The sequence below is a fragment of the Roseomonas sp. WA12 genome (assembly GCF_054165765.1).
Window position 1 is genome coordinate 3,024,236 of the sequence record NZ_CM135108.1, and the last position, 23,642, is coordinate 3,047,877.

Annotated in this window: 23 protein-coding genes; 6 read left to right on the forward strand and 17 right to left on the reverse strand. The window is 71.5% G+C overall.

Going from position 1 to position 23,642, the window contains the following annotated elements; all coding sequences use genetic code 11:
* Positions 1-5: 5 nt before the first annotated feature.
* The 6 genes from ACVBD7_RS14520 to ACVBD7_RS14545 all read right to left on the reverse strand — a co-directional run bounded on the left by ACVBD7_RS14520 (position 6) and on the right by ACVBD7_RS14545 (position 5,816).
* Positions 6-680, reverse strand: coding sequence for a chloramphenicol acetyltransferase (locus tag ACVBD7_RS14520; protein WP_458093943.1), 675 nt, complete (start codon positions 678-680; stop codon positions 6-8).
* 136 nt (positions 681-816) lie between these two features.
* Positions 817-1,557, reverse strand: coding sequence for a superoxide dismutase (locus ACVBD7_RS14525; protein ID WP_458093944.1), 741 nt, complete (start codon positions 1,555-1,557; stop codon positions 817-819).
* Between the two features lie 87 nt (positions 1,558-1,644).
* Positions 1,645-2,343: an ABC transporter permease subunit gene (locus ACVBD7_RS14530; protein WP_458093945.1), complete on the reverse strand. Its 699-nt coding sequence runs from the start codon at positions 2,341-2,343 to the stop codon at positions 1,645-1,647.
* Complete coding sequence (locus ACVBD7_RS14535) at positions 2,340-3,458, reverse strand: ABC transporter permease subunit (protein WP_458093946.1); 1,119 nt, start codon at positions 3,456-3,458, stop codon at positions 2,340-2,342. Before ACVBD7_RS14535 ends, ACVBD7_RS14530 begins: the two co-directional genes overlap by 4 nt.
* On the reverse strand, positions 3,455-4,510 hold the full coding sequence (locus ACVBD7_RS14540; RefSeq protein ID WP_458093947.1) for an extracellular solute-binding protein: 1,056 nt from the start codon (positions 4,508-4,510) through the stop codon (positions 3,455-3,457). Before ACVBD7_RS14540 ends, ACVBD7_RS14535 begins: the two co-directional genes overlap by 4 nt.
* Before the next feature lie 115 nt (positions 4,511-4,625).
* Entirely contained in the window at positions 4,626-5,816 is a 1,191-nt protein-coding gene (locus tag ACVBD7_RS14545) for an ABC transporter ATP-binding protein (RefSeq protein ID WP_458093948.1), read from the reverse strand.
* Between the two features lie 117 nt (positions 5,817-5,933).
* Here ACVBD7_RS14545 and ACVBD7_RS14550 point away from each other — a divergent pair, with 117 nt between their 5' ends.
* Positions 5,934-6,956 carry an enoyl-CoA hydratase/isomerase family protein gene (locus ACVBD7_RS14550; protein ID WP_458093949.1) on the forward strand — a complete coding sequence of 341 codons (1,023 nt, stop codon included), beginning with the start codon at positions 5,934-5,936 and terminating at the stop codon, positions 6,954-6,956.
* Between the two features lie 10 nt (positions 6,957-6,966).
* On the opposite strand, the gene ACVBD7_RS14555 is transcribed toward ACVBD7_RS14550, so the two are convergent.
* From ACVBD7_RS14555 to ACVBD7_RS14565, 3 genes are all read right to left on the reverse strand, one after another.
* Positions 6,967-7,584 carry a chalcone isomerase family protein gene (locus tag ACVBD7_RS14555; RefSeq protein WP_458093950.1) on the reverse strand — a complete coding sequence of 206 codons (618 nt, stop codon included), beginning with the start codon at positions 7,582-7,584 and terminating at the stop codon, positions 6,967-6,969.
* 119 nt (positions 7,585-7,703) lie between these two features.
* The gene (locus ACVBD7_RS14560) at positions 7,704-8,378 is read right to left on the reverse strand and encodes an RraA family protein (protein ID WP_458093951.1); all 675 of its coding nucleotides are present in this window, start codon (positions 8,376-8,378) and stop codon (positions 7,704-7,706) included.
* A 4-nt stretch (positions 8,379-8,382) separates the two neighbouring features.
* On the reverse strand, positions 8,383-9,378 hold the full coding sequence (locus ACVBD7_RS14565) for a tripartite tricarboxylate transporter substrate-binding protein (protein ID WP_458093952.1): 996 nt from the start codon (positions 9,376-9,378) through the stop codon (positions 8,383-8,385).
* 165 nt (positions 9,379-9,543) lie between these two features.
* Here ACVBD7_RS14565 and ACVBD7_RS14570 point away from each other — a divergent pair, with 165 nt between their 5' ends.
* On the forward strand, positions 9,544-10,509 hold the full coding sequence (locus ACVBD7_RS14570) for an acetamidase/formamidase family protein (RefSeq protein ID WP_458093953.1): 966 nt from the start codon (positions 9,544-9,546) through the stop codon (positions 10,507-10,509).
* A 166-nt stretch (positions 10,510-10,675) separates the two neighbouring features.
* Positions 10,676-11,149 (forward strand): GcrA family cell cycle regulator, encoded by a 474-nt coding sequence (locus ACVBD7_RS14575; protein ID WP_458093954.1) that lies wholly within the window; start codon positions 10,676-10,678, stop codon positions 11,147-11,149.
* A gap of 73 nt (positions 11,150-11,222) precedes the next feature.
* Here the strand turns inward: ACVBD7_RS14575 and phnE (ACVBD7_RS14580) are convergent, their stop codons facing one another.
* From phnE (ACVBD7_RS14580) to phnC, 4 genes are all read right to left on the reverse strand, one after another.
* Positions 11,223-12,086 (reverse strand): phosphonate ABC transporter, permease protein PhnE, encoded by an 864-nt coding sequence (gene phnE / locus ACVBD7_RS14580; RefSeq protein WP_458093955.1) that lies wholly within the window; start codon positions 12,084-12,086, stop codon positions 11,223-11,225.
* Complete coding sequence (gene phnE, locus ACVBD7_RS14585; RefSeq protein ID WP_458093956.1) at positions 12,083-12,889, reverse strand: phosphonate ABC transporter, permease protein PhnE; 807 nt, start codon at positions 12,887-12,889, stop codon at positions 12,083-12,085. The genes phnE (ACVBD7_RS14580) and phnE (ACVBD7_RS14585) overlap by 4 nt, the downstream gene beginning before the upstream one ends.
* 77 nt (positions 12,890-12,966) lie before the next feature.
* On the reverse strand, positions 12,967-13,947 hold the full coding sequence (phnD, locus tag ACVBD7_RS14590) for a phosphate/phosphite/phosphonate ABC transporter substrate-binding protein (protein WP_458093957.1): 981 nt from the start codon (positions 13,945-13,947) through the stop codon (positions 12,967-12,969).
* Between the two features lie 11 nt (positions 13,948-13,958).
* Positions 13,959-14,756: a phosphonate ABC transporter ATP-binding protein gene (gene phnC / locus ACVBD7_RS14595; protein ID WP_458093958.1), complete on the reverse strand. Its 798-nt coding sequence runs from the start codon at positions 14,754-14,756 to the stop codon at positions 13,959-13,961.
* A 184-nt stretch (positions 14,757-14,940) separates the two neighbouring features.
* On the opposite strand from phnC, the gene ACVBD7_RS14600 reads away from it, so the two are divergent.
* Genes ACVBD7_RS14600 through ACVBD7_RS14610 form a run of 3 tightly spaced genes read left to right on the forward strand, consistent with a single transcriptional unit; the run spans position 14,941 to position 18,358 of the window.
* Complete coding sequence (locus tag ACVBD7_RS14600; protein ID WP_458093959.1) at positions 14,941-16,062, forward strand: peptidoglycan-binding protein; 1,122 nt, start codon at positions 14,941-14,943, stop codon at positions 16,060-16,062.
* A gap of 45 nt (positions 16,063-16,107) precedes the next feature.
* Positions 16,108-16,983: a c-type heme family protein gene (locus tag ACVBD7_RS14605; RefSeq protein WP_458093960.1), complete on the forward strand. Its 876-nt coding sequence runs from the start codon at positions 16,108-16,110 to the stop codon at positions 16,981-16,983.
* A gap of 7 nt (positions 16,984-16,990) precedes the next feature.
* The gene (locus tag ACVBD7_RS14610; RefSeq protein WP_458093961.1) at positions 16,991-18,358 is read left to right on the forward strand and encodes a serine/threonine-protein kinase; all 1,368 of its coding nucleotides are present in this window, start codon (positions 16,991-16,993) and stop codon (positions 18,356-18,358) included.
* A 10-nt stretch (positions 18,359-18,368) separates the two neighbouring features.
* Here the strand turns inward: ACVBD7_RS14610 and ACVBD7_RS14615 are convergent, their stop codons facing one another.
* From ACVBD7_RS14615 to ACVBD7_RS14630, 4 genes are all read right to left on the reverse strand, one after another.
* The gene (locus tag ACVBD7_RS14615; RefSeq protein ID WP_458093962.1) at positions 18,369-19,532 is read right to left on the reverse strand and encodes a DegT/DnrJ/EryC1/StrS family aminotransferase; all 1,164 of its coding nucleotides are present in this window, start codon (positions 19,530-19,532) and stop codon (positions 18,369-18,371) included.
* Positions 19,533-19,602: 70 nt separating this feature from the next.
* On the reverse strand, positions 19,603-20,817 hold the full coding sequence (locus ACVBD7_RS14620) for an MFS transporter (protein ID WP_458093963.1): 1,215 nt from the start codon (positions 20,815-20,817) through the stop codon (positions 19,603-19,605).
* Positions 20,818-20,897: 80 nt separating this feature from the next.
* Positions 20,898-22,046, reverse strand: coding sequence for a putative bifunctional diguanylate cyclase/phosphodiesterase (locus ACVBD7_RS14625; RefSeq protein ID WP_458093964.1), 1,149 nt, complete (start codon positions 22,044-22,046; stop codon positions 20,898-20,900).
* A gap of 24 nt (positions 22,047-22,070) precedes the next feature.
* The gene (locus tag ACVBD7_RS14630; RefSeq protein ID WP_458093965.1) at positions 22,071-23,561 is read right to left on the reverse strand and encodes a PAS-domain containing protein; all 1,491 of its coding nucleotides are present in this window, start codon (positions 23,559-23,561) and stop codon (positions 22,071-22,073) included.
* Positions 23,562-23,642 lie beyond the last annotated feature (81 nt).

Genomic DNA, 23,642 nt, shown 5'->3' on the forward strand with positions numbered 1-23,642 from the left:
GTTCCTCAGGCCTGGGCCGGGTCGTATTTCGCGCAGAAGGCCTCGGCGTCCAGCGCGCGGAAATCCGCCAGCGCCGCGCCCAGCCGCTCATCCGGCCAGGTCCACCAAGCGATGCGGTGCAGCGCCGCGATGATCTCGGGCGCGAAGCGGAGGCGCAGCACGCGCCCGGGCACGCCGACCACGATGGCGAAGTCCGGCACGTCCTTCGTCACCACCGCCCCCGCCCCGATCGCCGCCCCCGTGCCGATCGTGACGCCCGGCAAGATCACCGCGCCGTGCCCGATCCACACATCCGGGCCCAGCACCACCGGGGACTGCCGGCGCCATTCGAAGAGTGCCGCATCGTCATCCCACAGACCGTAGGCGGAGGAGCGGTAGGTGAAGTGGTTCAGCGCCACGCGGTCGAGCGGGTGGTTGCCCGGATTGATTCGCACCTGCGCGGCGATGGAGCAGAAGGGCCCGACCTGCGTGTGCATGATGTCGCTGTCATTGCCGACATAGGCGTAGTCGCCGAACCGGCTCTCGGCCACGCGGGTGCGCGCGCCCACCTCGCACCAACGGCCGAACTGGCTGTCGCGCACGCGGGCGGTGGGATCAATCGCGGGCGCCTCACCCAGCGCCTTTCCCGCAGTGTCAGGGTCGGAGGCAACGGCGCGGGTGGGCATGTCGGGATCGGTCACGGGAAGGTCCACAGATCGGGCGGCGACCATCCTGCCCGTCCGGATGAATTGCCCGCCCGCTCCGGTGAAGCTTCCGCGAAAGATCGGTGACGAACAGCATGGCCGGCGGAGGGCTGCCCCCTCGCCGGCCGGGGTCTCAGATCCCCAGCGTGCCCGCCTTTGCCGCAGCGTAGCGCTCGGCCACCCGGTCCCAGTTCACCACGTTCCACCAGGCCGCCAGGTAGTCGGGGCGGCGGTTCTGGTACTTCAGGTAATATGCGTGCTCCCACACATCGTTGCCGAACAGCACGCGCTGCCCGTCCATCAGCGGCGTGTCCTGGTTCGGGCGCGTGGTCAGGGCCAGCTTGCCGTCCCGAGCCACCGTCACGAACACCCAGCCGCTGCCGAAGCGGCCGGCGCCGGCGGCGTTGAAGTCGGTCTTCATCTTATCGAAGCCGCCGAGGTCGCGGGTGATCGCCTCCGCCACCTCGCCCGTGGGCGGACCGCCGCGGCCGCCCATGATCTCCCAGAACATGCTGTGGTTGGCGTGACCGCCAAGGTTGTTGCGCACGGTGGTACGGATCGCCTCGGGTACCTGGTCAAGCTTCCCGAGCAGGTCCTGCACCGGCATGGCCGTCAGCTGGCCGTGGTCGCGCAGGGTATTGTTCAGCGCGGTGACATAGGCCTGGTGATGGCGGCCGTGATGAATCTCCATGGTCTGCGCGTCGAGATGCGGCTCGTTGGCCGAGGCCGCATAGGGTAGCGGCGGCAGGCGGAACGGCCCGGCCGCCGGGGCGGCCGGCGCCGCGGGCGTCTGTGCCTGGGCGGGGCGCAGCATAGCGGCAGCGGCAAGGGCGGGCAGGCCGGCCAGAAGGGCGCGGCGCGGGGGCAGGATCATGAAAGGTCTCCTCTTGTTGGGGCGGTAACGTCCCGCCCAGCCGGAAGGACATGGGAGGGCCCGCCCGTTTACGAGGGCCGGGTTCTGTCAGGCGGCATTCCGCAGGGGCCGGAGCAGCGCCGCCAGGCCAAGTGCGCCCCCGGCCACCAGCAGGCAGAGAGACGCCATCGCAGTATCCCCGCCCAACGCCGCAGCACCGCCTATCGCACTCGGCAGCGCCGATGCCGGTAGCGTCTCCGCCCCGAGCAGGACGGCCGAACCGCTCTCACCGATCGAGACGGCGAAGGCCAGCGCGGCCCCGGCCGCCATCGCGCGCAGCACCCGCGGCCGCAGCAGAAGCTGCGCCGCTTGCGCCGGCTTCGCACCGCAGGCCGCCGCCGCGCGGAACAGCGCCGGATCCACACGCTCAAGTGCTGCCCAGACGATCGCGGCCACCAGTGGCGCGGCCAGCAGCACATGCCACAGCAACAGCCCCGGCCGCCCCGCGCCATAGCCCGTGCGCTCCGCGACCAGCAGCAGCGCGGCGCCCGGGATCACCGAGGGCAGCAGCCACGGCAGGGCGATCAGCGCCACGGCCAACCCACGCCCCAGGAAGCCCGCGCGCAGCCCGATCCCCGCCGCGCTACCCAGGGCAGTAGCCGCCAGGCTTGCCGGCGCGGCCACGAGCAGGCTGTGCCGCAGCGCCCAGGCCGCGCTCTCGCCCCCACCGGCCATCGCGCCATCCAGGAGCAGGGCCAGCAGCGGCGCGAGCATCGCCAACAGCACGAAGGGGGCAAGCCGCCTCATGCCGGCCGCCTCCAGGCCCGTAGCAGTAGCCAAGCCGCCAGCAGCACCGGCAGCAGCAGCCAGGCGGCCAGCGCGCCGGCAGAGCCCCAATCCCGGGCCCCCGCGGTCGCGGCGAGAGCAGCCGCAGCGCCTGGCACCTCAGGGGCCAGCAACCCCGGCGCGATGAAGGCCCCCAGCGACTGGGCGAAGACCAGGGCACAGCCGGCCGCGATGCCGCGCCGGGCGGCGGGCAGGTGGATACGCCGGAACACCAGCCAGGGCGACACGCCCAGTGCCGAGGCCACCCGCGGCAGGCGCGGCCCCGCCTGCCGCAACGCGAAGGCGACGGGCAACGCCATCAGGGGCAATCCGCCGAGGATGAGGGCCGCTAGCGCCACGCCCCATGCCATCTCCGTCAGCCCCGCCTGCACCAGCCCCGACCAGCCCAGGGCCAGTGCCGCCTCGCCAGCTAACAGCGGCAGCAGCGTCAGCCCCGCGAGCAGCCCGGCCCGGACCGGCGCCGCCTCCGCGATCCGCCGCGCCAGTGGCCAGGCAAGAAGGAAGCAGCCCGCCACGGCCAGCACCGCGCCGCCGATCCCGCGCACCAGCAGCGCCCGCGCATGCGGCCCCTGCGGGCTGTCCTCCAGCCCGCCATCCGCCGTCAACCGTAGCCCCAGGGATGCCAGCAGATGGAAGCCCGAGGCCGGCGCACCCGCGCGGCGCAGCGCGGCCCAGCTCTCTGCCTCGCCCCAGGCCGGATCGGCGACGAGCACAGCGACCGAGCGAAGGGTTCGCGTCTCGCCCGCGCGCTCGGCGGTGCCGGGCAGGGCCTCGCGCAGCTTTGGCACGTCCTCGGCCAGGCGGCTGGCGGCGCGCGCCATCGCCACCACCCCCACCGCCCCCGCCGCGCGCAAGGCGGCGAGATCGGCCGCCAGCGCCTCGAAGGCCATGTCCTCGGGCAGGTCACGCCCGTCCCAGCGGCTCAGCTCGCGCAGGGTGCGCGGCAGGGCTGGCGCCACCTCCCGCTCCGCCACCGCGCGCCAGAGCAACGCCCCGACCGGCGCCACCACCCCGGCCAGCACGAGAAGGATGAGCGGCGCGACCAGCAGCGCCGCCCGTGGGGCGGAAAGCCTCAACGCCCCAGCCAGGCCGCGAACCGCCGCTCCAGACGGTCCAGATTGGCCTTCCAGAAGGCGTCGTCGATCTGCAGCGCGCCGCGGGCATTGTCGGGTGCGGTCGGCAGGTTTGCGAGCACCTCGTCCGGCAGCCCGTCCTCGGCACCGCGGGCGGTTACGCCATAGGGGATGCGCGCCGGAAGCCCGGCCTGCAGGGCGGGATCGCCAATGAAGCGAAGGAAGGCCAGGGCGCGCTCTCGGTTCGGGCTGCCCCGCAGGATCGCCCAGCTATCCTGCGCAAGAAGCTGCCCGGCCCAGACGATGCCGAGATCCGCCGAATCCTCGCGGTTCGCGGCATCGATCCGGCCGTTATAAGACACGGCGAGCACCACCTCCCCGGCGGAGAGCATCCGCGGCGGCTCGCTGCCCTGGTCCCACCAGCGCAGCACCGGCCGGATGGTGTCCAGCCGGCGGAAGGCCCGCTCCACCCCCGCCGCGGTGCCGAGCGTCGCGTAAACCGCCTCCGGCGCCACGCCGTCGGCCAGCAGCGCGATCTCCAGCGTTACCTTCGCCCCGCGCCGCATCGCGCGGCCGCCGGGAAACCGGCCGATGTCGAAGAAATCCGCCCAGCCATCGGGCGCCACCCCGCCGCGCCGGTAGGCCAGCACGAAGCCGTAGAGGATGGTGCCTACTCCGCACTCGCTCAGCGCGCCGGGGATGTAGCGCTCCGCCCCGCCAACCTGGTCGGGCGCGATCCGCTCCAGCAGCCCCTCCTCGCAGCCGAGCAGCAACTCGTCGCCCTCCACCTGCACGAGGTCCCATCGCGCGGTGCGGGCGGAATCACGAAGGGAATCCATGCCGCCGTCCCAGGTCTCCTCCAGCAGCCGCTGGCCGGTGGCGCGCTGGAAGGGACGGAACATCACCTCGCGCTGCGTGTCCTGATAGGCGCCGCCCCAGGAGACCACCGTCAGGTCGCGCGCCTGGGCCTGCGCGCTGCGCGCAAGGCCGAGCGAGGCCGCCGCCAGCGGGGCGGAGGCCAGCAGCCTGCGCGTGATGCGGCGCGTGGAGAGCATCGCGGCCTCTCGCTCGTTCTGGGCGGTGTGCGCTGCACCCTAACGCATGATGGGTCCGAGTCGACCGGCGAGATGCGCAAATCGCGATGCCGAGCCCGCGTTTCGGCGCGAATTTCTAGGCGCGGTGCACGCGCGCCGCGGAAAGGTCCCAGGCGATGGAGGCCTCCCCACCCAGGGCCGGCAAGGCGAGCCCGGGCGGGCGGTGAGCAACCAGTTCGGCGCCCTCTCCCACTGCCAGGCGCAGGCGCAGATGGTCCCCGGCGAAGCGCTGCTCCAGCAGCCGCGCCGGCACGGCGTCCTCGCCCATCTCCTCGGCCGAGAGCGGCGCCACCGCCACCAGCTCCGGCCGGATCACCAGGACGCAGCGCCCGCCAGGCATGGGCGAACCCTCCGGACCGGTCACCGGCATCCCCATCGCCTCCAGCCCGCAATCCAGCCGCACCACGCAGGCGCCGTCCTCGATCGAGACCACGGCGCCGGCCAGCCGGTTGCAGGGCCCGGTCAGCCCGGCCACCACCGGATCAGCAGGGGCGTTGTACAGCGCCTGTGGCGTCCCGAGCTGGCGCATCCGTCCGCCTTCCAGCACCGCCACTCGGTCCGAAAGGTCAAAGGCCAGGGAGACGTCACGCGTGGCGTGCAGCACCGTCAACCCCAGCTCCGCGCGATGGCGGCGCAGGTCGGCGGCGAGCAGCTCCCGCTCCTCCCCCTCCAGGGCATGCAGCGGGTCGTCCAGCAGCAGCAGCGCGGGGGCGTGCACCAGGGCGCGCGCGAAGGCCACGCGCATCTGGTGCGCGAGCGACAGCCCCGACGGCCGCGCGGCACCGAGGGCAGGCGGCACGCCCCAGCGCTCGAGCATCGCCGTCGCCCGCTCCTCCCGCTCCGCCCGGGCAATGCCGCGCGCCTCCAACGGGAAGGCGGCGTTGCCGAGCACGGTCATGTCCGGGAACAGGTCCGGCGCGCCCGAGACGAGGCCGATATCGCGCCGCCAGGGCGCCTGCTGCGTCATCCGCTCGCCCTTGATGAGCAGCCGCCCGGCATCGGGCTGCAGAAAACCGGCGACGAGGTCGATCGCCACGCTCTTCCCGGCGCTGGCCGGGCCGAGCAGGGTCACGAACTCCCCCTTTGCCTGCTTCAGGTCGAGCCAGATGAGAGCCTGCGTCCCCTCCGCCCGGCCCGACTTCCGGAGACCATCCATCACCAGCACGGGCGGCTCTGCCTGCGGCTGCGCGGGCTGAACGGGGCGCGGGGCGGTATCACCCCCGAAGACGGTGCCCTCGGTGCCGAAGCTCACAAGTTGCCGCGCCATGGGGCCCTCCAAGGATTGCAGGGATCGCGGCGCAGGGCGGCACTGTCAACCGCGCCCGCTTGCTCAGACCGCGGCTGGGGTCTAGCCCGGAGAAAAGGACAGGGAAGCGGACCGGCGATGGACCAGACGGAAGCGAGCGTGACGGCGCGGATCGAGGGCCGGGCGGGGATCATCCTGCTCAACCGCCCCCGCGCCCTGAACGCGCTGGACCAGGGGATGATCGACCTTCTGGCCGAAGCCGCCGCCCGGTTCCGCAACGACACGGCGGTGGATCTCGTGATCCTTGAGGGTGCCGGCGGCCGCGCCTTTTGCGCCGGCGGCGATGTGCGCGCCGTCCGCAATGCCGCCCTGGCCGGGGATGCCGCCACCATCGAGCGCTTCTTCGCCGGGGAATATGCGCTGAACCGGATGATCGCAGAGTTCCCCAAGCCCTGGATCAGCCTGATCGACGGCGTCTGCATGGGCGGCGGCATCGGCGTCTCCATCCATGGCAGCCACCGGGTGGTGAGCGAGCACGCGCTGCTGGCCATGCCCGAGACCGCGATCGCGCTGTTTCCCGATGTCGGCACCTCCTTCGTGCTGCCTCGCCTTCCCGGCGCCCGTGGCACGATGGGCAAGTACCTGGCCCTGGCCGGCGCCCGGCTTCACGGCGCCGAGGCGGTGGAGGCGGGCCTGGCCACCCATCACGTCCCACGGGACCGCCTGCCGGCCCTGCGCGAGGCCCTGCTGGCCGGCGACGCCAGCGTGGTGGACCGCCACGCGGCCGCCGTTCCCCCGGGCCGGATCGAGACCGAGCGCGCGGCCGTGGAACGCTGCTTCGCGCCCGACGACATGGCCTCGATCATGGCGCTCCTCACCGCCGAGGGCACCGAATGGGCCGGGGCCCAGATGGCCGTGCTACACCGGATGTCGCCCACCTCGCTGGCGGTGACGCTGGAACTGCTGCGGCGCGGCGCCGGGCTGGATCTTCCGGCCTGTCTGGCGATGGAACTGGCCCTCACCCGCGCCGTCACTCGCCACCCGGACTTCGCCGAGGGCGTCCGCGCCGTGCTGGTGGACAAGGACAACGCCCCGCACTGGCAGCCTTCCACCATGAGCGCGGTGGACCCGGCAGCCGTGCGGGCGATGTTCGGCGTCTAAGGCTCGCCGGCTACCCGCCCAGCAGCCCCCGGCGCAGCCCCGCGCTGGAGGCATCCGGCCCGATGAAGCTGGCCAGCATCATCCGCCCCTGCTGGCCGCCGACGCGCACCGGCGCCTCCCCGGCATAGGCGATCTCCGCACGGTCCGGCAGGAACAGCCAGTCCTCCATCTGGCCCGCCGGAAGGTCGCGCAGGCGGGCGCGAAAATCGGCCGGCATCTCGCAGGCGCAGCCGTCCCGGAAGCCCTCTTCCCAGCCATCCACCAGTCGGCTCCGCGGCACGCCGACAAGGTAGCGGATGCGGAGCAGCTTGACCCCAGGAGAAGCCAGGATGGCGGCGGCATCGCCGCTGCGCCGCTCCAGATAGAGCCAGCCGCGCATCACCTCGAAAGCGAGGAAGCGGCGCACCCCCGTGCCGTTGAGCAGCAGGTGGCGGCCGGCAACGTTCAGCTCGGCCGGGGCCTCCTGCGCGCGGGCAGATCGGGGCGCCGCAAGAGGCAGGGCGGCCGCGAGGAGCGGCAGCGCACGGCGCGGGAGCACCGCACGGGGCGACAGGACAGGCATCGAACTGCCGCCGAGGGGCCCCGCGGCCCCGTCCAACCCGCTCGCCGGGAGATCGTCTCGCGCCATGCCCATGCTCCTCTCGCCCGCCCGCCGCATCGCGCGGTCACGGGCCTGCCCGCGACCGGCTCGGCCTAGACCGGCTCGGCCTAGATAGGTGGGCGTCCCGCTTCTACCACGGGCCGGCGCTACCGCCCCTCGCGCCCCTGCAGGCCGAAATAGCCGTGGGTGGCACGGGCCTCGGCCAGTTCCGCGCCACCGCGCACCGCCTCCTGGATCAGCGTTTCCTTCGCGCCGATCTCGCGCACGATCTCCAGCGTGCGCGCCGCCAACTCGCGCGGGACGACGACCACGCCCGCATCATCCGCACAGAGAAGGTCACCGGCCTCGACCCGGATGCCGCCGAGTGCGATCGGCACATTCGTCGCCTCGAGCTGCCAGCGATCCTTGCCGGTGCGCATGAAATGCGCGCGCGACCAGATCGGGTAGCCCACCTCGCGGCTCTCGCCGATATCACGGTTGGCACCGTCGATGATCGTGCCCGACAGGCCGGCGCGATGCGCCGCCTCGGTCAGGATGTTGCCCCAGGCGGTGCATTCCGTGTGGCCGCGCATGTCGAGCGCGAGGATGTCGCCGGGGGCGGCGAGATGCAGGAAATCCCCCATCGTGCCGCGCCGGGTGCCGCAGGGCAGGTAGGCGAGGGTCACGGCCTGCCCCGCCACGCGGCGCCCGGCCAGCATGGGACGCAGCCCTTCGACCGCGCACTCGATCCCCTGGCGGTCCAGTGCGTCGGAGATGGCGGAGGTCGGGAGGTCGCGGAAGGCGGCGACGATCGCCGGATCCAGGCGGGGGAAGCTGTCCATCGGTTCAATCGGCCTTGATGTCGTGTTCGCGGATCACGCGGGACCACAGATTCGCCTCGCGGTCCACCAGTTGGGTCAGCGCCGGGGCATCGCCGAGGATCAGGCGTGCCTGCTGGGTCTCCGTCATCATCGTGCGGGCGCGATCGCCCGAATAGGCCGCACGCAACGCGCCGGCGAAGCGGGTGACGATGGGCGCGGGCACGCCCGCCGGGCCGAAATAACCCCACCAGGCGCTGGCCACGACATCCGGATACCCGTCCTCCGCCGCCGTGGGCAGGTTGGGCAGGGCGGCGATGCGCTCGGCCCCGGTCTGGGTGATGGCGCGCAGCCGGCCATCGGCAATGGCGGGCGCCATCAGCGCCGCGCTGCCGATCATCAGGTCCACGCGCCCGCCCAGCGTGTCGGTCATGGCCGGGCCGCCGCCGCGATAGGCGACATGCACCATCCGCACGCCCGCGCGCGCCGCGAGCAGCACCATTACGAGATGCCCGAGCGTGCCGCTGCCGGTGGAGGCGAAGGTGACAGTATCCGGCCGCGCCTTCGCCGCCGCGATCACGTCGGACAGGCTGCGGAAGGGCGAATCCGGCTTCGCGACCAGTACATAGGGCGCGCTGCCGACGAGGAAGGCAGGCGTGAAATCGGTGCGCGTGTCGAAGGTGAGGTTCGGTACCAGCGCGTTCATCATCGGGTGCCAGTCGAAGGTGATGAGCCAGGTGTTGCCGTCCGGCGCCGCCTTGGCGACCATGCCCGTGCCGATGCTGCCCGCCCCGCCGCCGCGGTTCTCGATCAGCACCGGCACGCCGAGCTCCGCCGAGATAGCGGGCGCCCCCAGCCGCGCGACCGCATCGATCGACCCGCCGGGCGGCACGGGCACCACGACGCGCACCGGCCCGCTCGGCCAGGCTTGCGCGTCCGCGCCGCGGATCACCGCGGGTGCTGCCAGGAGCGCCAGCGGGAGGGACAGGAGGGTGCGGCGGCCAGGACCGTGGCGCTGAGTCATGGACGAGTCCCCGTTCTTCGTTGCCGGTAGAAGAGGGTAAGGGCGAGGGGTTGCCAAGGCTTTGACGCCGCACCGGGCCGGTTTGCGCAGGCCGGTGCCCACACCGCCACCTCGCCAAACCGGCCAGCGCGCGCGAGACTGCCTGCCCGCACGGAGGCCCGACTCATGACCGCACCGCATTTCGTCCCGGCCAGCCCGCAGACCACGCGCATCGGCACCTTTGACGCCGCCTTCCCGCCGGTGGCGAGCATCGCGGCGGGCGAGCGGGTGACGCTGGAATGCGTCTCGGGCCTGGGCGACGCGGTGCCGGGGCCGGAGAGCGGGATGACGGTGCCGCAGGCGCTGCGCGACATCGCCCAGGCCAACACCGCGGGCCTTTCCGGCCATATCATCACCGGCCCCGTCGAGGTGCGCGGCGCCGAGCCGGGCGATGCGCTGCGCGTAGAGATCGAGAAAATCGACCTCGGCACCGATTGGGGCTTCTGCGGCTTCCGCCCGCTGATGGGCACGCTGCCGGAGGACTTCCCCTTCCGCCGCATGCTGCACATCCCCGTGGATCAGGCCGCTAAGACCTGCGTGCTGCCCATGGGCGGCGGCATCAAGCTGAACCTCGCACCCTTCTTCGGCGTAATGGGCGTGGCACCGCCCGCCGAATGGGGCCGCATCTCCACCAAGGAGCCGCGCGCCCATGGCGGCAACCTCGACAACAAGGAGCTGGTAGAGGGCACCACACTGTGGCTGCCCGTGCATGTGGCCGGTGCGCGCTTCTCGGCCGGCGACGGGCACGGCGTTCAGGGGGATGGCGAGGTGTGCATCAACGCGCTGGAGACCAGCCTCACCGGCACATTCCGCCTGGATGTGGAGAAGGGCGGCGGGGCGCGCGATCCGGTCCTGCGTTTTCCGCGCGCCGAAACGCCGACCCACTTCATCACCATGGGCATGAACGAGGACCTGGACCTCGCCATGAAGCAGGCGCTACGCGAGATGATCGCATTCATTGCGTCACGCACCAATCTCTCGCCAGCCGATGCCTACCAGTTCTGCTCGCTTGCGGTGGACTTCCGTGTGACCCAGACAGTGAACGGCGAGAAGGGTGTGCACGGGATGTTGAGGAAAGGTCTTCTCTTCTGACGGCGTGTGAAGTCGGAGGGGCAAGCGGCTGATCCGATGCATCCCTCGAATCCTGTCCACAGACATGCCCACATTTCCGTCCACAAGTTTTCGTGCGCCGCATCTTGTGGGAAAGCAACTGCCTGACCTACCGTATCTTGTATCGACGGTGACGGGGATGGGCGCAATGGACTGGTCAGCCGAAGCGATTGAGCAACTCAGGGCGCTTTGGGCGGAGGGTCACTCCACCGCCGAGATCGGGCGCCGCATGGGCATCTCGAAAAATGCGGTGGTGGGGAAGGCGCATCGCCTGCATCTGCCCGCGCGTCCTAGTCCCATCCAGCGCGAACAGGCTACCGCCGGCAATACATCGCCGCGCGTTGCCGCGCCTGCCACTGCCGCGCCGCGGCCCGCGGCGCCGGCAGCTCCGCGCATTGTCGCACCTTCACCCGTGGTCGCCACGCGCTCCGCGCCGCCGCCTGCCGTTGTTCGGCCGTTCCAGCGCAGCTCCGCCCGCAGCTGCTGCTGGCCGATCGGCGAGCCCGGCACGCCGGAATTCCGCTTCTGCACCTCCGAGGCCTTCGGCGGGAAGCCCTACTGCCTCGAGCATTCGTCCATCGCCTACGTGAAGGCGCGCGACCGGCGTGAGGATGCAGCCTGAGCGGAAGCTGGGCTAGGTTTCCAACCGGCAGAGGAAGGGGCGCCGTTCAGGGGGAGCGGCGCCCTTTCTGCATTCAGTCGCTCCGCCCGCCGATCAGCCGCCGCCGCAGCTTGCCGCCGATCCAGTCGATCACGGCGACGGTGACCACCATCAGGATGATGATGAAGGCCACCTCGTCCCAGTGGCGCACCTTGATGCGCTCGGCGATCTGCAGCCCGATCCCGCCCGCACCGACCACGCCGAGGATGGAGGCGGAGCGCGTGTTGCTCTCGAAAAAATAGAGCGCCTGCGCCAGCATGATGGGCAGTACCTGCGGCAGGATGCCGAACCGCACCGCCATCAGCCGCGATCCGCCGGCCGCGACCACCCCTTCCGCCTGCCGCCTTTCAGCGTTCTCAATCGCCTCGGCATAGAGCTTGGACAGCGTTGCCAAGTCGGACACGAACAGCGCGAGCACGCCGGCCAGCGGCCCGAGGCCGACCGCGCGCACGAAGGCCAGTGCCCAGATGAGCTGGTCCACCCCGCGCAGCCCGTCGAACACTCGGCGCAGCGAGAAGCGCAGCAGGGTGGAGGTGACGATGTTGCGCGCGCCGAGGAAGCCGAGCGGCACGGCGACGACCGCAGCCAGTACCGTGCCCACGAAGGCCATGGCCACGCTCTCGGCAATGCCGCGCAGGATGTCGCCCCACAGCTCCCCCGGCGAGGGCGGGATCATCAGCCGGACGATGGTGAACAGGCCGGACAGCCCGTTCCACAGCCGGGCCGGCGTGATGCCGAACAGCCACAGCGCCCAGAGCAGCCATCCCAGGAACACCACACCGCTCGCGATACGCCAGGCGCGCTGGCGGGGTGAGGGCCCGAAGGCACCCGGCAGCGCCGCTTTCCAACGTGCCACATCGACCGCGTTCACACCCGGCGGGACGTTCGCTCCGCTCACGCCCGGGCTTCCCCGCCCAGCAGCCGCCGGATGCGGTCCGACAGAAGGTCGATCATCGCCACCACCAGCACGATCAGCACGATGATGGCCGAGATCTCCTCGTAGTAGTTCTGGCTGATGACGAGATACAGCTCCTGCCCGATCCCGCCCGCGCCGACGAAGCCGATCACGCTCGCACCCCGCACGTTGATCTCGAAGCGCAGCAGCAAGTACGAAACCATGTTCGGCGCCACCTGCGGCAGCATCGCGAAACGGCAGGCCTGGGCCCAGTTGCCGCCGGCGGCGCGCACTCCGTCCCAGGGTCCGGGATCGGCGTTCTCCACCGCCTCCGCGAACAGCTTGCCCAAGGCGCCGGTCGTATGCAGCGCGATGGCCAGGATCCCCGCCAGCGGCCCGATGCCGAAGGCCCAGACGAGGATGAGCGCGTAAACGATCTCCGGCACCGTCCGCATCGCCTCCAGCCCGCGGCGGGCCAGGCGATAGGACCAGGTGCTGGGCGCTGTATTGCGCGCGGCCGGAAAGCACAGCAGCAGCGCGAGCACCCCGCCCGCCAGCGTCGCCAGCGCGGCCATGTTCGCGGTCTCGATCAGCAGCAGCGCCCATTTGTCCAAGCGGTAGAACCAGAAGGCGATGCTGCCCTCCGTCTCCCACCCGCCGAACAGCGTGGCCCAGCGCAGGTCCGGCAGTAGGCGGACGAAGTAGTCCCCCGCGCGCGGCAGCCCGGCGAGGAGGGCGCCGGGATAGAACTCGCTCGTCCAGGCGCTGGCGAGAAAGGCCGCAAGGAAGAGGGCCAGGCCCAGCAACAGCCGTGTGCGACGGGTCCGCCGCGCGTCCTTGAAAGCCTGTTCACCGCGCGTAACGGCGGAGGAGAGTGCCGCGCTCAGCGCCGCCGCCGGCGCTCCGCCGCCTCCTCTTCGCGCAGGCGCACGACCAGCTCGTAATCCGCATGCGTCACGGTGCGAAACCCGGTGCCGCCGCCGCGCTCGATGCCCTCATACACGGTGCGATGCGCGATCGGCATGGCCAGGAAGAAGCGACGCATATCCTCCTTGAAGGCCTCCGGAAGGTCGGCGCGGCAGGCGATGGGGCCGGCGGAAATAGGGTCGCTGCGCCAGATCACGCGCAGCTCGCGCATGTCGAGCATCCCCTTGTCCACCATCACCCGCAGCGCGCCGCGGGAGTATCCGGCGGCCGGATCGCCCTGGCCGGATGCCCAGGTGCAGCCCGCGTCGTATTGCCGGTGCAGCACGGCCACCACCGCCTGCTCATGCCCGCCCGCGAAGCCCGTGCGGGAAAAGTAGGAGGAGGGCTCGATCCCTGCCGCCCGCAGCGCCGCGCGCGGCGCGAAATACCCGGATGTGGAGGCCGGATCCGCCCAGGCCAGCGACTTCCCGCGCATCCCCACCAGGTCGGTGATGCCGGAATCCGCCCGCACCACCATGACCGCGACATAGCCGAGCGACCCGTCATCGCCCTCCGCCGCCACCAGCGCCTCCACCGCCCCTCGCGTGTCGATCCAGGTGCCCGCGTAGTTCGCCGCACCCATCTGCGCCATCTCGATCATGCCCGAGGCAAAGGCCTGGCCCACCCCTGCGAAATCCGGGCTGGGATAGAGGCGCACGGGCAACCGGAAGGTCTCCTCCAGCAGCTTCCGGTACGGCTCGTTGCGAGCGAGGCGATCCGTCTCGTTCTCCCCGCCCGAGATCCCGATGCGCAGCACGGGGATGCCATCCGCCCAGGCCCGGCGTCCCGGCTCTGGGAATGTGACGCCGGGATCTGTGCTGCGGCGTGTCTGCGCCAGCGCGGGCGACGCGGCAGCAAGGGCGATGGAACCGGCAAGGAGCGCGCGGCGGCTGGGCATGGGGTTTCCCTTCAGGCGAGCACGGCACCGGAGGGCTGCGACGTCTCCGACTCCAGCGCCTCCTCCGGCACGCCATAGATGGACTGCACCTGATCCGCCGTGAGCGCGGCGGGCGTGCCGTCGAACACCACTCGCCCGGCCTGCATGGCGACGATCCGGTCGCAATAGCGGCGGGCGGTGTCGAGATGGTGCAGGTTCACCATCACCGTCAGCCCGTCCCGCCGGTTCACATCGCGCAGCGCCTCCATCACCACGCGCGCGTTGCGCGGGTCGAGCGAGGCGATGGGCTCGTCCGCCAGCAGAAGCCTCGGCTCCTGCAGCATGGCGCGAGCGATGGCGACCCGCTGCTGCTGCCCGCCCGAGAGCGTGTCGGCCTGCTGCAGCGCCTGCTCCGCCAGGTCGAAGCGGTCCAGCGCCTCCAGCGCCATGGCGCGCTCCTCCGGCGTGAAGCGGAGGAACAGGGAGTTAAGCGTCGCCCACAGTCCCGGCCGGTGGTTCAGCCGCCCCACCAGCACATTGGTCAGCACATCCAGCCGCTGCACCAGGTTGAACCCCTGGAAGATCATGGCGCAGCGCGTCCGCCAGTCCCGCAGTGCCTTACCCCGGAGCGCGGTGACATCCACGCCGTCATGCAGGATGCGGCCCGAGGAGGGCTCGGTCAGTCGGTTCACCATCCGCAGCAGGGTGGATTTGCCGGCACCCGACCGGCCGATGATACCGACCATCTGCCCGCCGGGGATGCTCAGCGAAACGCCGTCCACTGCATTGCGCGCCCCAAATCGGCGAGTAAGGTTCTGGATCTCGAGCATCGGGCTTCCGGGCCGTGAGGCGGCGAGCATAGCGCAAACGCCACACCGGCATGATCCCTGCCGCAATCCTTCGCACGGGGCGAACCCGCCCCTCCCGCCCAGGGGCAAACCCCCGTAGGTTGCCGCAACGATCATGCCGGATAGCCCCGCCCGACCACCCCGCCCCGAACAGCCTTCCGGGGCCGTGCGGAACCGAGTTCGCCCTGGCGGCGCTGCTTGGCTTCTCGCATTTTGCCTCGCCGCCGCGCCGCTCACGGCCGGGGCCCAGACCGCGCCGCAGGGCATGGCCCTGGTGATCGGCAGCAGCACCTACGCCTCCCAGCCGCCCGTCCCGGCCTGTCGCGGCGGGGCGGAGGCGGTGGCCGGCGCCCTCCGCGCCCTCGGCTTCGCGGTGACCGAGCGCCACGATCCCGGCCGGGGCGAGTTCGACGCCGCCCTGGGAAGCTTCAGCCGCGGCCGCGCCGCCGCCCCCGAGGCCCCGGCCGTCATCTATGTCTGCGGCCTGGCCACGGAGTGGAACAACCGCGCCTTCCTGGTCCCGGCCTCAGCCACCCTGGCGCGGGAGACGGACACGCTTACCCAGGGCATCCTGGCGCGCAACGCGGCCGATGCGGCCTCCCGCGGCGCCACCGGCCCCAGCCTCACGGTGCTCGACCTGACCCCGCGCCCGGGTGGCAGCGCGCTCACCGCCTCTGGCCTTGCTGCCGCGGCCGAGAGCGCCACATCCGCGGATGCCGCCCTCATCGCCACCTCCGGCACCACCGCCAACCTTCCCGTCACCCCATTGGCCGCCGCCCTCCGCGCCGAACTCGCCGGGCCGACGGTGGAACTGACTGCCCTCGGCGCCGCGCTGCGCAACCGCGTGCCGGAAGCCGCTCGCCTGGCGGCGGTGGCACCAAGACGGCCCATGTACCTGGCCGGCGCCCCACCGCCCCCTGCCCCGCCCGCCAGCCCGAGCCTTGCCCCACCCCCTGTTCCGTCCGCCACAGCCTCCACCTCCCCGCCCGTCGCCGCCCCGCCCATCGCCACTCCGCCCTCCGCGGGGCTCGCGGGCGCCGTGCCGGCCCCGGCCGCTCCCGCTGTCGCAGTCGCCCCTGCCTTCGAGGAGGCCGGGCTGAACGAGACGCAGCGCCGCCGCATCCAGGCGGGCCTCGGCGTGCTCGGCCATTACAGCGGCCGTGTGGACGGGACCTTCGGGCAGGAGACTCGGTCCGCCATAAGGCGCTATCAAGCCGCCGGGGGCGCCGAGGCCAGCGGGCGCCTGACGCCCGCCCAGATCGCCGCGCTGCTGGGTTTGTCGCGCTAGGCCAGGTTAGGACCGCGCGGCCGAGGCGCGGGATGGAGAATCGCGGTGAAGCTGCGCACCAAGTTCAACCTCGTGATGATCGGCACCTTCGTCGCCGGCCTGGGCGTCGCCTCGGTCGTCTTCCACGGCCTCACCCTTGAGGAGGCGCGGCGCGGCACCTTCAACGAGGCGCTGATGATCATGCGCAACGCCACGGCGGTGCGCGGCTACACCTCCACGGAGCTGAACCCGCTCCTGTCGGACCAGATGACGACGCGCTTCCTGCCGCACACGGTCCCCTCCTTCGCGGCGCAGACCGTGTTCCGTGGGCTGCGCGGCGATTACCCGGACTACGCCTACAAGGAAGCCGCGCTGAACCCCACCAACCCCGCGGACCGCGCGACGGACTGGGAGGCGGACATCATCAACGCCTTCAAGCGGGATGAGGGATCGACGGAACTCGTCAGCCAGCGCGATTCCATCTCGGGCCCGGTGCTGACCTTCGCCAAGCCCATCCGCATCACCGATCCCGCCTGCCTCACCTGTCACTCCACCCCGGTCAACGCGCCGCGGACCATGGTGGACCTCTATGGCCCATCCAACGGCTTCGGCTGGCAGTTGAACGACGTGATCGGCGCGCAGATCGTCTCGGTGCCGCTTCAGGTCGCGATGGCCCGGGCCAATGGCTCGCTGCAGACCTTCCTGCTCAGCCTCTCCGGCGTCTTCCTGGTGATGCTGATCGCGCTCAACCTCATGCTGCACCTGATGATCGTGCGCCCAGTCCGGCAGATCGCCGCCCAGGCCAAGGCGGTGTCGGAAGGCGAGGAGAACGTCCCGGAATACCAGCCGCCGGGGAATGACGAGATCTCCTCCCTCGCCCGGTCCTTCAACCTGATGCGCCGCAGCCTGGACAACGCCATGCGGATGCTCGGCACGCCGTGAGGCGCCATTGAGCGAGAGCACCGCCAGCCCGCGCCAGATCGGCCGCTACCTCGTCGAAGGCGAGGTGGGCCGGGGCGCCATGGGCTCCATCCTCAAAGCGCGCGACCCGGTCATCGGCCGGGTCGTCGCCATCAAGCTCGTCTCGACCGAGCTGCTCGATTCCACCGAACGCGAGGAGTTCCTGCACCGCTTCCGGCACGAGGTGCAGGCCGCCGGCCGATGCAGCCACCCCAACATCGTCGCCGTCCACGACTACGCCCTGCATGAGGGCCATCCCTTCCTGGTGATGGAGTATGTGGACGGGACGAGCCTGAAGGAGGCGATGCGGAACGGGTTGCGGCCCAATATCCCCGAAGCGGCAGCGCTGGTGCAGTCCATTCTTTCGGCCCTCGCCTGCGCCCATGCGAACGGCGTGGTCCACCGCGACATCAAGCCGGCCAACATCCTCCTCGCCCGCACCGGGGCGACGAAGGTGGCCGATTTCGGCATCTCCCGCGTAGAGGGCTCGGACGTCACCCAGGTGGGCGATGTCGTGGGCACGCCGAACTACATGTCGCCCGAGCAGTGCCTGGGCGAGCGGGTGGACGGCCGCGCGGACCTGTTCTCCACCGGCGTCCTGCTGTTCGAGCTGCTGGCCGGCCGCCGCGCCTTCGAGGGCCGCAGCATTATCGAGGTGTCGCGCGCTATCCTGGACGGCCCGCGCCCGACCCTGCCGGATCAGGTGTTGGCCGTGGCGCCCGGCCTCGCCTCGGTGATCGCCCGCTCCCTCGCCCGCAACCGTGAGGACCGCTTCGCCAGCGCCGACGCCATGGCCGCCGCCCTGCGTGACGCGCTGCAAGACGCCCAGGCGGATGGGACCGTGCTGGCGCCGCGAACACCGGCCATCGCGCCCGGCTTCGCCCCCGTTCTCTCCCCGGCCTTCGCCGAGGAGACGCTGAACCGGATTGCCCGCCGGCTCACGCCCTATATCGGGCCGATCGCGCCGCGGCTGGTCGCCAGCGCGGCGCGCGGCGCGGGCAGCCTCGAAGACCTTTGCGACAGCCTGGCGCGCAACATCGGGGAGGAGACGGAGCGGCGGCGTTTCCGCGACGAAGCCCTGCGGGAGGCAGGGGCGGCCTCACAGGCCGGCCTCCGCACCGGGTCCGGCTCCATGGCCGCGGCCAGCCTGGCCGGTCCTGCACCCGGCGGATTGCCCCCCGAGGTGCTGGCCACCGCCACTGCGGCGCTCATGCCCTATCTCGGCCCCATCAGCCGCGTCCTCGTTCAGCGGGAAGCCGCCTCGGCGCCGGATGCTGCAGCGCTGTGGGACCAGCTGGCCCAGCGCATCGCCGATCCGGCGGAGCGCACGGCCTTCCTACGCCGCCGCCTCGCCTGAGAGGGCGGCGCTAGAGGCCCGCGATCACCGCATCCGTCACCCGCGCCGCCTGGCCGTCGTCCAGGTAGGGATGCATCGGCAGCGCCAGGATGCGCTTGCACAGGCTCTCGCTCACCGGCAGCGGCGGCGCCTGGCCGATGGCAGCCGCATGGGCGGCACGATAGGCGGGCTGGTGGTGCAGCGGCAGCGGGTAATAGACCGCCGTGGGGACGCCGCGCGCCTTGCAGGCCTCCTGCACCCGGCCCCGCTGCGCCTCGTCCTCCAGCAGGATGGAGTAGAGGCCGTAAGCGCTCTCCGCGCCCTCGGGACTGGCGGGGATCTGCACCTTCCCGTCCAGGGCGGCGGCGTACTGACCGGCGATGCGGGCACGGGCGGCCAGCTCCTTTTCCATCAGCGGCAGCTTGCAGAGCAGAATGGCCGCCTGGATCGTATCCAGCCGGCCGTTCATGCCGGTGCGCATCACCTCATAGCGAGTCTTGCCCTCGCCATGCGTGCGCAGCGAGCGGTAGAGCTCGGCCTTCTCGGCATCATCCGTCAGCAGCGCGCCGCCGTCGCCGTAACAGCCCAGCGTCTTGGTAGGATAGAAGGAGAGCGCGGCCGCTCCGCCCCAGCTGCCCAGCCGGCGGCCCTTCAGCGTGCCGCCAAAGGCCTGCGCCGCGTCGTCCAGCGCGAACATGCCCTCATCGGCGCAGATCGCCTCGATCGCCTCCCAATCGGCGGGCAGGCCGAACAGGTCCACCCCCACCACGGCGCGCGGGCGCAGCCGGCCCTCGGCTTTCACCAGGGCGATGCGGTTCTTCAGGTCGGCGACGTCGATGTTGAAGGTCTGCGGGTCCACATCCACGAAGACCGGCGTGGCGCCGAGCACCAGCGGCACCTCTGCGGTCGCGGTGTAGGTGAAGGCGGGCAGGAACACGGCATCGCCGCGCCCGATCCCCTCGGCCATCATCGCGATCTGCAGCGCATCCGTGCCCGAGGACACGCCGACGCAGTGGCCGACGCCAGCAAAGGCGGCCAGCGCGCGCTCCACCTCCTCCACCTCGGGCCCCTGCACGAAGCGGCCGGAATCGAGCACGGCGGCGATGCGCCGGTCGATCTCGGGCCGGATCAGCGCCTGCTGGGCACGGACATCGAACAGGCCGATGGGAGGAAGGGTGTTTGCGTCTTGCGGCATGGCGCGCCCCTTACCGCAAACCGGCCGGGGCGTCGAAATCAAGGATCGTGTCGGAGGGTTACGGTGGTCTCTACACGGGCCCCGCCGCCCGGACCCGCAGTGCCCGCGAGAGGGCGAAGCCGAGCAGCACCATCCCGCTGCCGGCCAGCAGCAGCGCCGTCACCGCGTCCAGCCGCGCCAGCAACAGCCCGAACAGCAATGGCCCCAGCGACTGGCCGACGAAGAAGGAGAAGGCGTGCAACGCCACCGCCGATCCGCGGGCCCGGGGCGCTACTTCCGTCACCCGCGTCTGCAGTGAGTTGTGCATGGTGAAATAGCCCAGGCCGATCGCGAACATGCCGGCGACGACCGGCAGGATCCCGATCGCGGTGGGCCCCATCCCGGCCCAGGCAATGGCCGCGTAGCCGATCCCCACCATTACCCCGGCCAGACGCAGCATGGCCGGCAGTCCCAGCCGCGAGAGCATGGGCCCCGCCAGGAAGGTGTATGCGACCCCCGAAGCCCCGAAGGCGCCGATAGCGAAGCCCGCCTGGGCCGGCCCGCCCAGGCCCCAGCCCGCGATCAGCGCCGCGAGATAGGGGAAGAAGCCGAAAACGAGCAGTCCCTCGGTGGCCACCGAGGCGTAGAGGATGCGTGCTGCCCGCAGCCGAACGATCTCGCCGTAGCGCCGCGCGGCCGCGGTGGCGTCCAGCCGCCCGGCCGGCGGGTCGGGCTCGCGTCGGATATCCATCCACAGCACCAGCCCCATCACCAGCACCGAGGCCGCGCCACCGAAGATGATGCCGCGCCAGTCCACCAGCCCGTGCACCAGCCCCGAGATCACGCCGCCCGCGATCTGCCCGGCCGTGCTGAAGGCCAGCAATCGGCTGAGCGCCACCTGCCGCCCCTCCAGCGGCACCCGGTCCCCGAAAGTGGCGATCACCAGCGGGTAGATGCCCCCCGCGGCGGCGCCGGCCACCGCGCGGAAGACGAAAAGCAAGCCGAGCGAGGGGGTGAGCGCGCTGGCGACGAGGGCCAGGCCGGTCAGCAGGGTGGCGAGCGCGATGATCCGCCGCTTGCCCAGCGCATCGCCGACCGGGCCAAGGAAGGGCTGAATCAGCGCGTAGGGCAGCGCGAAGGCCGAGGCGAGCAGGGCGACGGAATCGGTGGCGACCACGAAGCTCCGCGCGATCTCCGGCAGGATCGGGTCGAGGCTGCGGGCCGAAAGGGAGGTGGTGAAGGCGGTCAGGCCATAGAGGGTGATGAGCCGGCGCGTGCGCGTGGCTTCGTCGGACGTGCTGGACATGCCGGACCATGGTGGGGCGCTGCGCGGCCCGGCACCAGCCCCGGCGGCGCGGGGCGGGGGCGCAAGGAGCGGGACGCCGTTCAGACCGTCGCCAGCCGCCTGGGCCGGAAGAACTGTTCCAGCTCCACCGCGGGCACCGGCCTGCCGAGCAGGTATCCTTGCACCTCGTCGCAGCCGAGCGCCTGCAGAACCGTGAGCTGCCGCTCGGTCTCCACCCCCTCCGCCGTCGCTCGCAGCCTCAGGCTGTGCCCCATCGCCAGCACCGCGTTCACGATGGCCCGCGCGCCCGGATCCGTCTCGATCGCCTGAATAAAGGAACGGTCGATCTTTATCTTGTCGAAAGGGAAGCGGCGCAGGTAGCTCAGGCTGGAATAACCGGTGCCGAAATCATCCAGCGCCAGCCGCACACCCTGCGCCTTCAGCGCCCGCATCACGCCGAGGGCGCGATCGGAATCCTCCAGCAGCATCCCCTCCGTCACCTCCAGCTCCAGCCGATGGGCGGGCAGGCCGGTGGCGGCCAATACCTCAGCCACCACGCCGGGGAGGTCGCCGCGCTGAAACTGCACGGGGGAGATGTTGACGGCGACGGTCAGCGCCTCTGGCCAGGCCGCGGCGGCGGCACAGGCCTGCTCGAGCACCCAGCGGCCGAGCGGCAGGATCACGCCGCACTCCTCCGCCACCGGAATGAAAGCGGCAGGCGAGATCGGGCCGCGTTGCGGATGGGTCCAGCGCAGCAGCGCCTCATGTGCCGTCACCTTTCGCGTGCGGCAGCCCCAGAGCGGCTGGAAGGTCAGGGAGAACTCGCTCCGCGCCATCGCCCGCCTGAGGTCGTGCTCCAGTTGGCTGCGCTCGCGCAGCGCCTCCTCCATCTCCGGCTCGAAGAAGCACGCGACACCGCGGCCGGACTTCTTGGCGCGGTACAGGGCGGTGTCGGCGTTCTTCAGCAGCGCCTCCACCGTGCCGCCATCCGCGGGGAAGAGCGCGATGCCGATGCTGGTGTCGACGCTCGCCTGCGGGCCACCCAGGTCATAGGGCATGGCGATATCGGCCATGATCCGCGCGGCCAGGGCCGCGACATCGGCGGGCACCGACACGCCGGTCTGCACCACGACGAACTCGTCGCCCCCGATCCGTGCCACGACGTCTGAGGCGCGCGCCAGATTGCGCAGCCGGGCCGCCGCCTGCTGCAGAAGCGCGTCGCCGGCGGCGTGGCCGAAGGTGTCGTTCACCGGCTTGAAGCGATCGAGATCGAGTCAGAGCACCGCCACCCGCTCCCCGCTGCGCTCCGCCACGGCCAGCGCCAGGGTCAGCCGCTCCTCCAGCAAGGTGCGGTTGGCCAGATCCGTCAGCCCGTCGTGATGGGCGAGGTGATGGATCTCCGCCTCCGCGCGCCGGCGGTCCGTAATGTCGGTGAAGGTGCTCACCATCCCGCCGCCGGCGAGCGCCTGCACCCGGATTTCCAGCGCCTGTCCGTTCGGCCGCACCCGTTCCTTCAGCTGCACGCCTTGGATGCCGCCGCCCCCCAACGAAGCGATCAGCTCCTCCACACTGGCATCACGGAGCAAAGGCCCGAACTCGCCCTGCGCGGCCTGCCACCGCACCAGGGTTGCGTAATCCGCACCGGGCTGCGCCAACTCCGTCGGCAGGTCCAGCAGCTCGATGTAGCGGCCGTTCTGCAGCAGGATCCGGCCGTTCCGGTCCACCATGACGACGCCCTGGTCCAGGTTCTCCATCGCGTCCCGCAGCACCTGCCGCGAGGCGAGCAGGCGGCGCTTGTGGCGGATCAGCATGCCCCCGGCCGCGAGCACCAGCAGGGTGAGCGCGGTACCGAGTGCCGTGGTCACCTGGAAGATGCGGCCATAGGTTGCGAGCAGCGGCGCCATGTCCAGCCCGACCGCCACGGTCACGGGATAGCGGCGCAGGCGGCGGAAGCTGACGAGTTGCTCGGGCATGTCCCCCATCGCGGCCAAGCGCAGGCTGCCATGGCCGGATTCCGACACCGCGCGGCCCAGGGACTGGCCCGACAGATTCTGCCCGAGCATTCCCGGCTCCGGCGCCGCCGCCCGTACGATCCCATCATCCCCGATCAGAAGCATGCTGCCGCGCACGTCCAACAGCTCGTGGAACTGGGTCAGCCAGTAAGGGTCGAGCGAGCAGACGACGACGCCGGCGAAGTGCCCCTCCGGGGAGTAGAGTTTGCGGGTGAACTGCACGGACCAGCGCTGCGAGACCCGCCCCATCAGGGGTGCGCTGATGAACAGCGCGTCGTCCGGCCGTTCGCGGTGCACCCGGAAATGCGGCCGGTCCGAGAGGTCCAGCGTGCCCTCCGTCGGGCCGAGATTGGTTTGCCGCAGCCGCCCCTCCGCATCGATCAGGGCAAGCTGCATCATCATGCCGTCGTCATAGCCGCTGCTGCTGGCGACGAAGCCCAGCGAGAAGGCCGCGGGGTCGCGCGCATAGGCGTCGCGCGCAAAGCGCAGGCGCTGGTCGATCGCCTCAATGGTGCGGGCGACGCCCTGCTCGGCGGCGCCGGCAATGTTCGCCGCCCCCTGCCGGGCATCCCGCTCGATCTCCTGCCACTCCTCGACCAGCCGCGCGCCGATTGCGCCCCAGAGCATGGCCAGGATGAGCAGAATAATTGCCAGGTCGCCGCGGATTTCCCACAGCGAGCGGAAGGGGGCCGAGCGCGTCGGGGCCCGCGCAGCGATCTCGCCCGCGCCTGGGGCAGGCACCGGAAGGGGCACCGCGCGACTCCTCTGCGGCCGGCGACGCCGGATGCGAGGACCTTACCGACCCTTTCGTAAACGCTCCCTTGACGGCGGAGG

What these genes read in the sequence shown, in the direction of transcription:
- ACVBD7_RS14550 (WP_458093949.1), top strand. Translation starts at nt 5,934, where the DNA reads ATGGACCAGACGGAAGCGAGCGTGACGGCGCGGATCGAGGGCCGGGCG.
- ACVBD7_RS14540 (WP_458093947.1), bottom strand. Translation starts at nt 4,510, where the DNA reads ATGCTCTCCACGCGCCGCATCACGCGCAGGCTGCTGGCCTCCGCCCCG.
- ACVBD7_RS14615 (WP_458093962.1), bottom strand. Translation starts at nt 19,532, where the DNA reads ATGCCGCAAGACGCAAACACCCTTCCTCCCATCGGCCTGTTCGATGTC.
- ACVBD7_RS14530 (WP_458093945.1), bottom strand. Translation starts at nt 2,343, where the DNA reads ATGAGGCGGCTTGCCCCCTTCGTGCTGTTGGCGATGCTCGCGCCGCTG.
- ACVBD7_RS14565 (WP_458093952.1), bottom strand. Translation starts at nt 9,378, where the DNA reads ATGACTCAGCGCCACGGTCCTGGCCGCCGCACCCTCCTGTCCCTCCCG.
- phnC (WP_458093958.1), bottom strand. Translation starts at nt 14,756, where the DNA reads ATGCTCGAGATCCAGAACCTTACTCGCCGATTTGGGGCGCGCAATGCA.
- ACVBD7_RS14555 (WP_458093950.1), bottom strand. Translation starts at nt 7,584, where the DNA reads ATGGCGCGAGACGATCTCCCGGCGAGCGGGTTGGACGGGGCCGCGGGG.
- ACVBD7_RS14570 (WP_458093953.1), top strand. Translation starts at nt 9,544, where the DNA reads ATGACCGCACCGCATTTCGTCCCGGCCAGCCCGCAGACCACGCGCATC.
- phnD (WP_458093957.1), bottom strand. Translation starts at nt 13,947, where the DNA reads ATGCCCAGCCGCCGCGCGCTCCTTGCCGGTTCCATCGCCCTTGCTGCC.
- ACVBD7_RS14545 (WP_458093948.1), bottom strand. Translation starts at nt 5,816, where the DNA reads ATGGCGCGGCAACTTGTGAGCTTCGGCACCGAGGGCACCGTCTTCGGG.
- ACVBD7_RS14560 (WP_458093951.1), bottom strand. Translation starts at nt 8,378, where the DNA reads ATGGACAGCTTCCCCCGCCTGGATCCGGCGATCGTCGCCGCCTTCCGC.
- ACVBD7_RS14575 (WP_458093954.1), top strand. Translation starts at nt 10,676, where the DNA reads ATGGACTGGTCAGCCGAAGCGATTGAGCAACTCAGGGCGCTTTGGGCG.
- ACVBD7_RS14525 (WP_458093944.1), bottom strand. Translation starts at nt 1,557, where the DNA reads ATGATCCTGCCCCCGCGCCGCGCCCTTCTGGCCGGCCTGCCCGCCCTT.
- ACVBD7_RS14620 (WP_458093963.1), bottom strand. Translation starts at nt 20,817, where the DNA reads ATGTCCAGCACGTCCGACGAAGCCACGCGCACGCGCCGGCTCATCACC.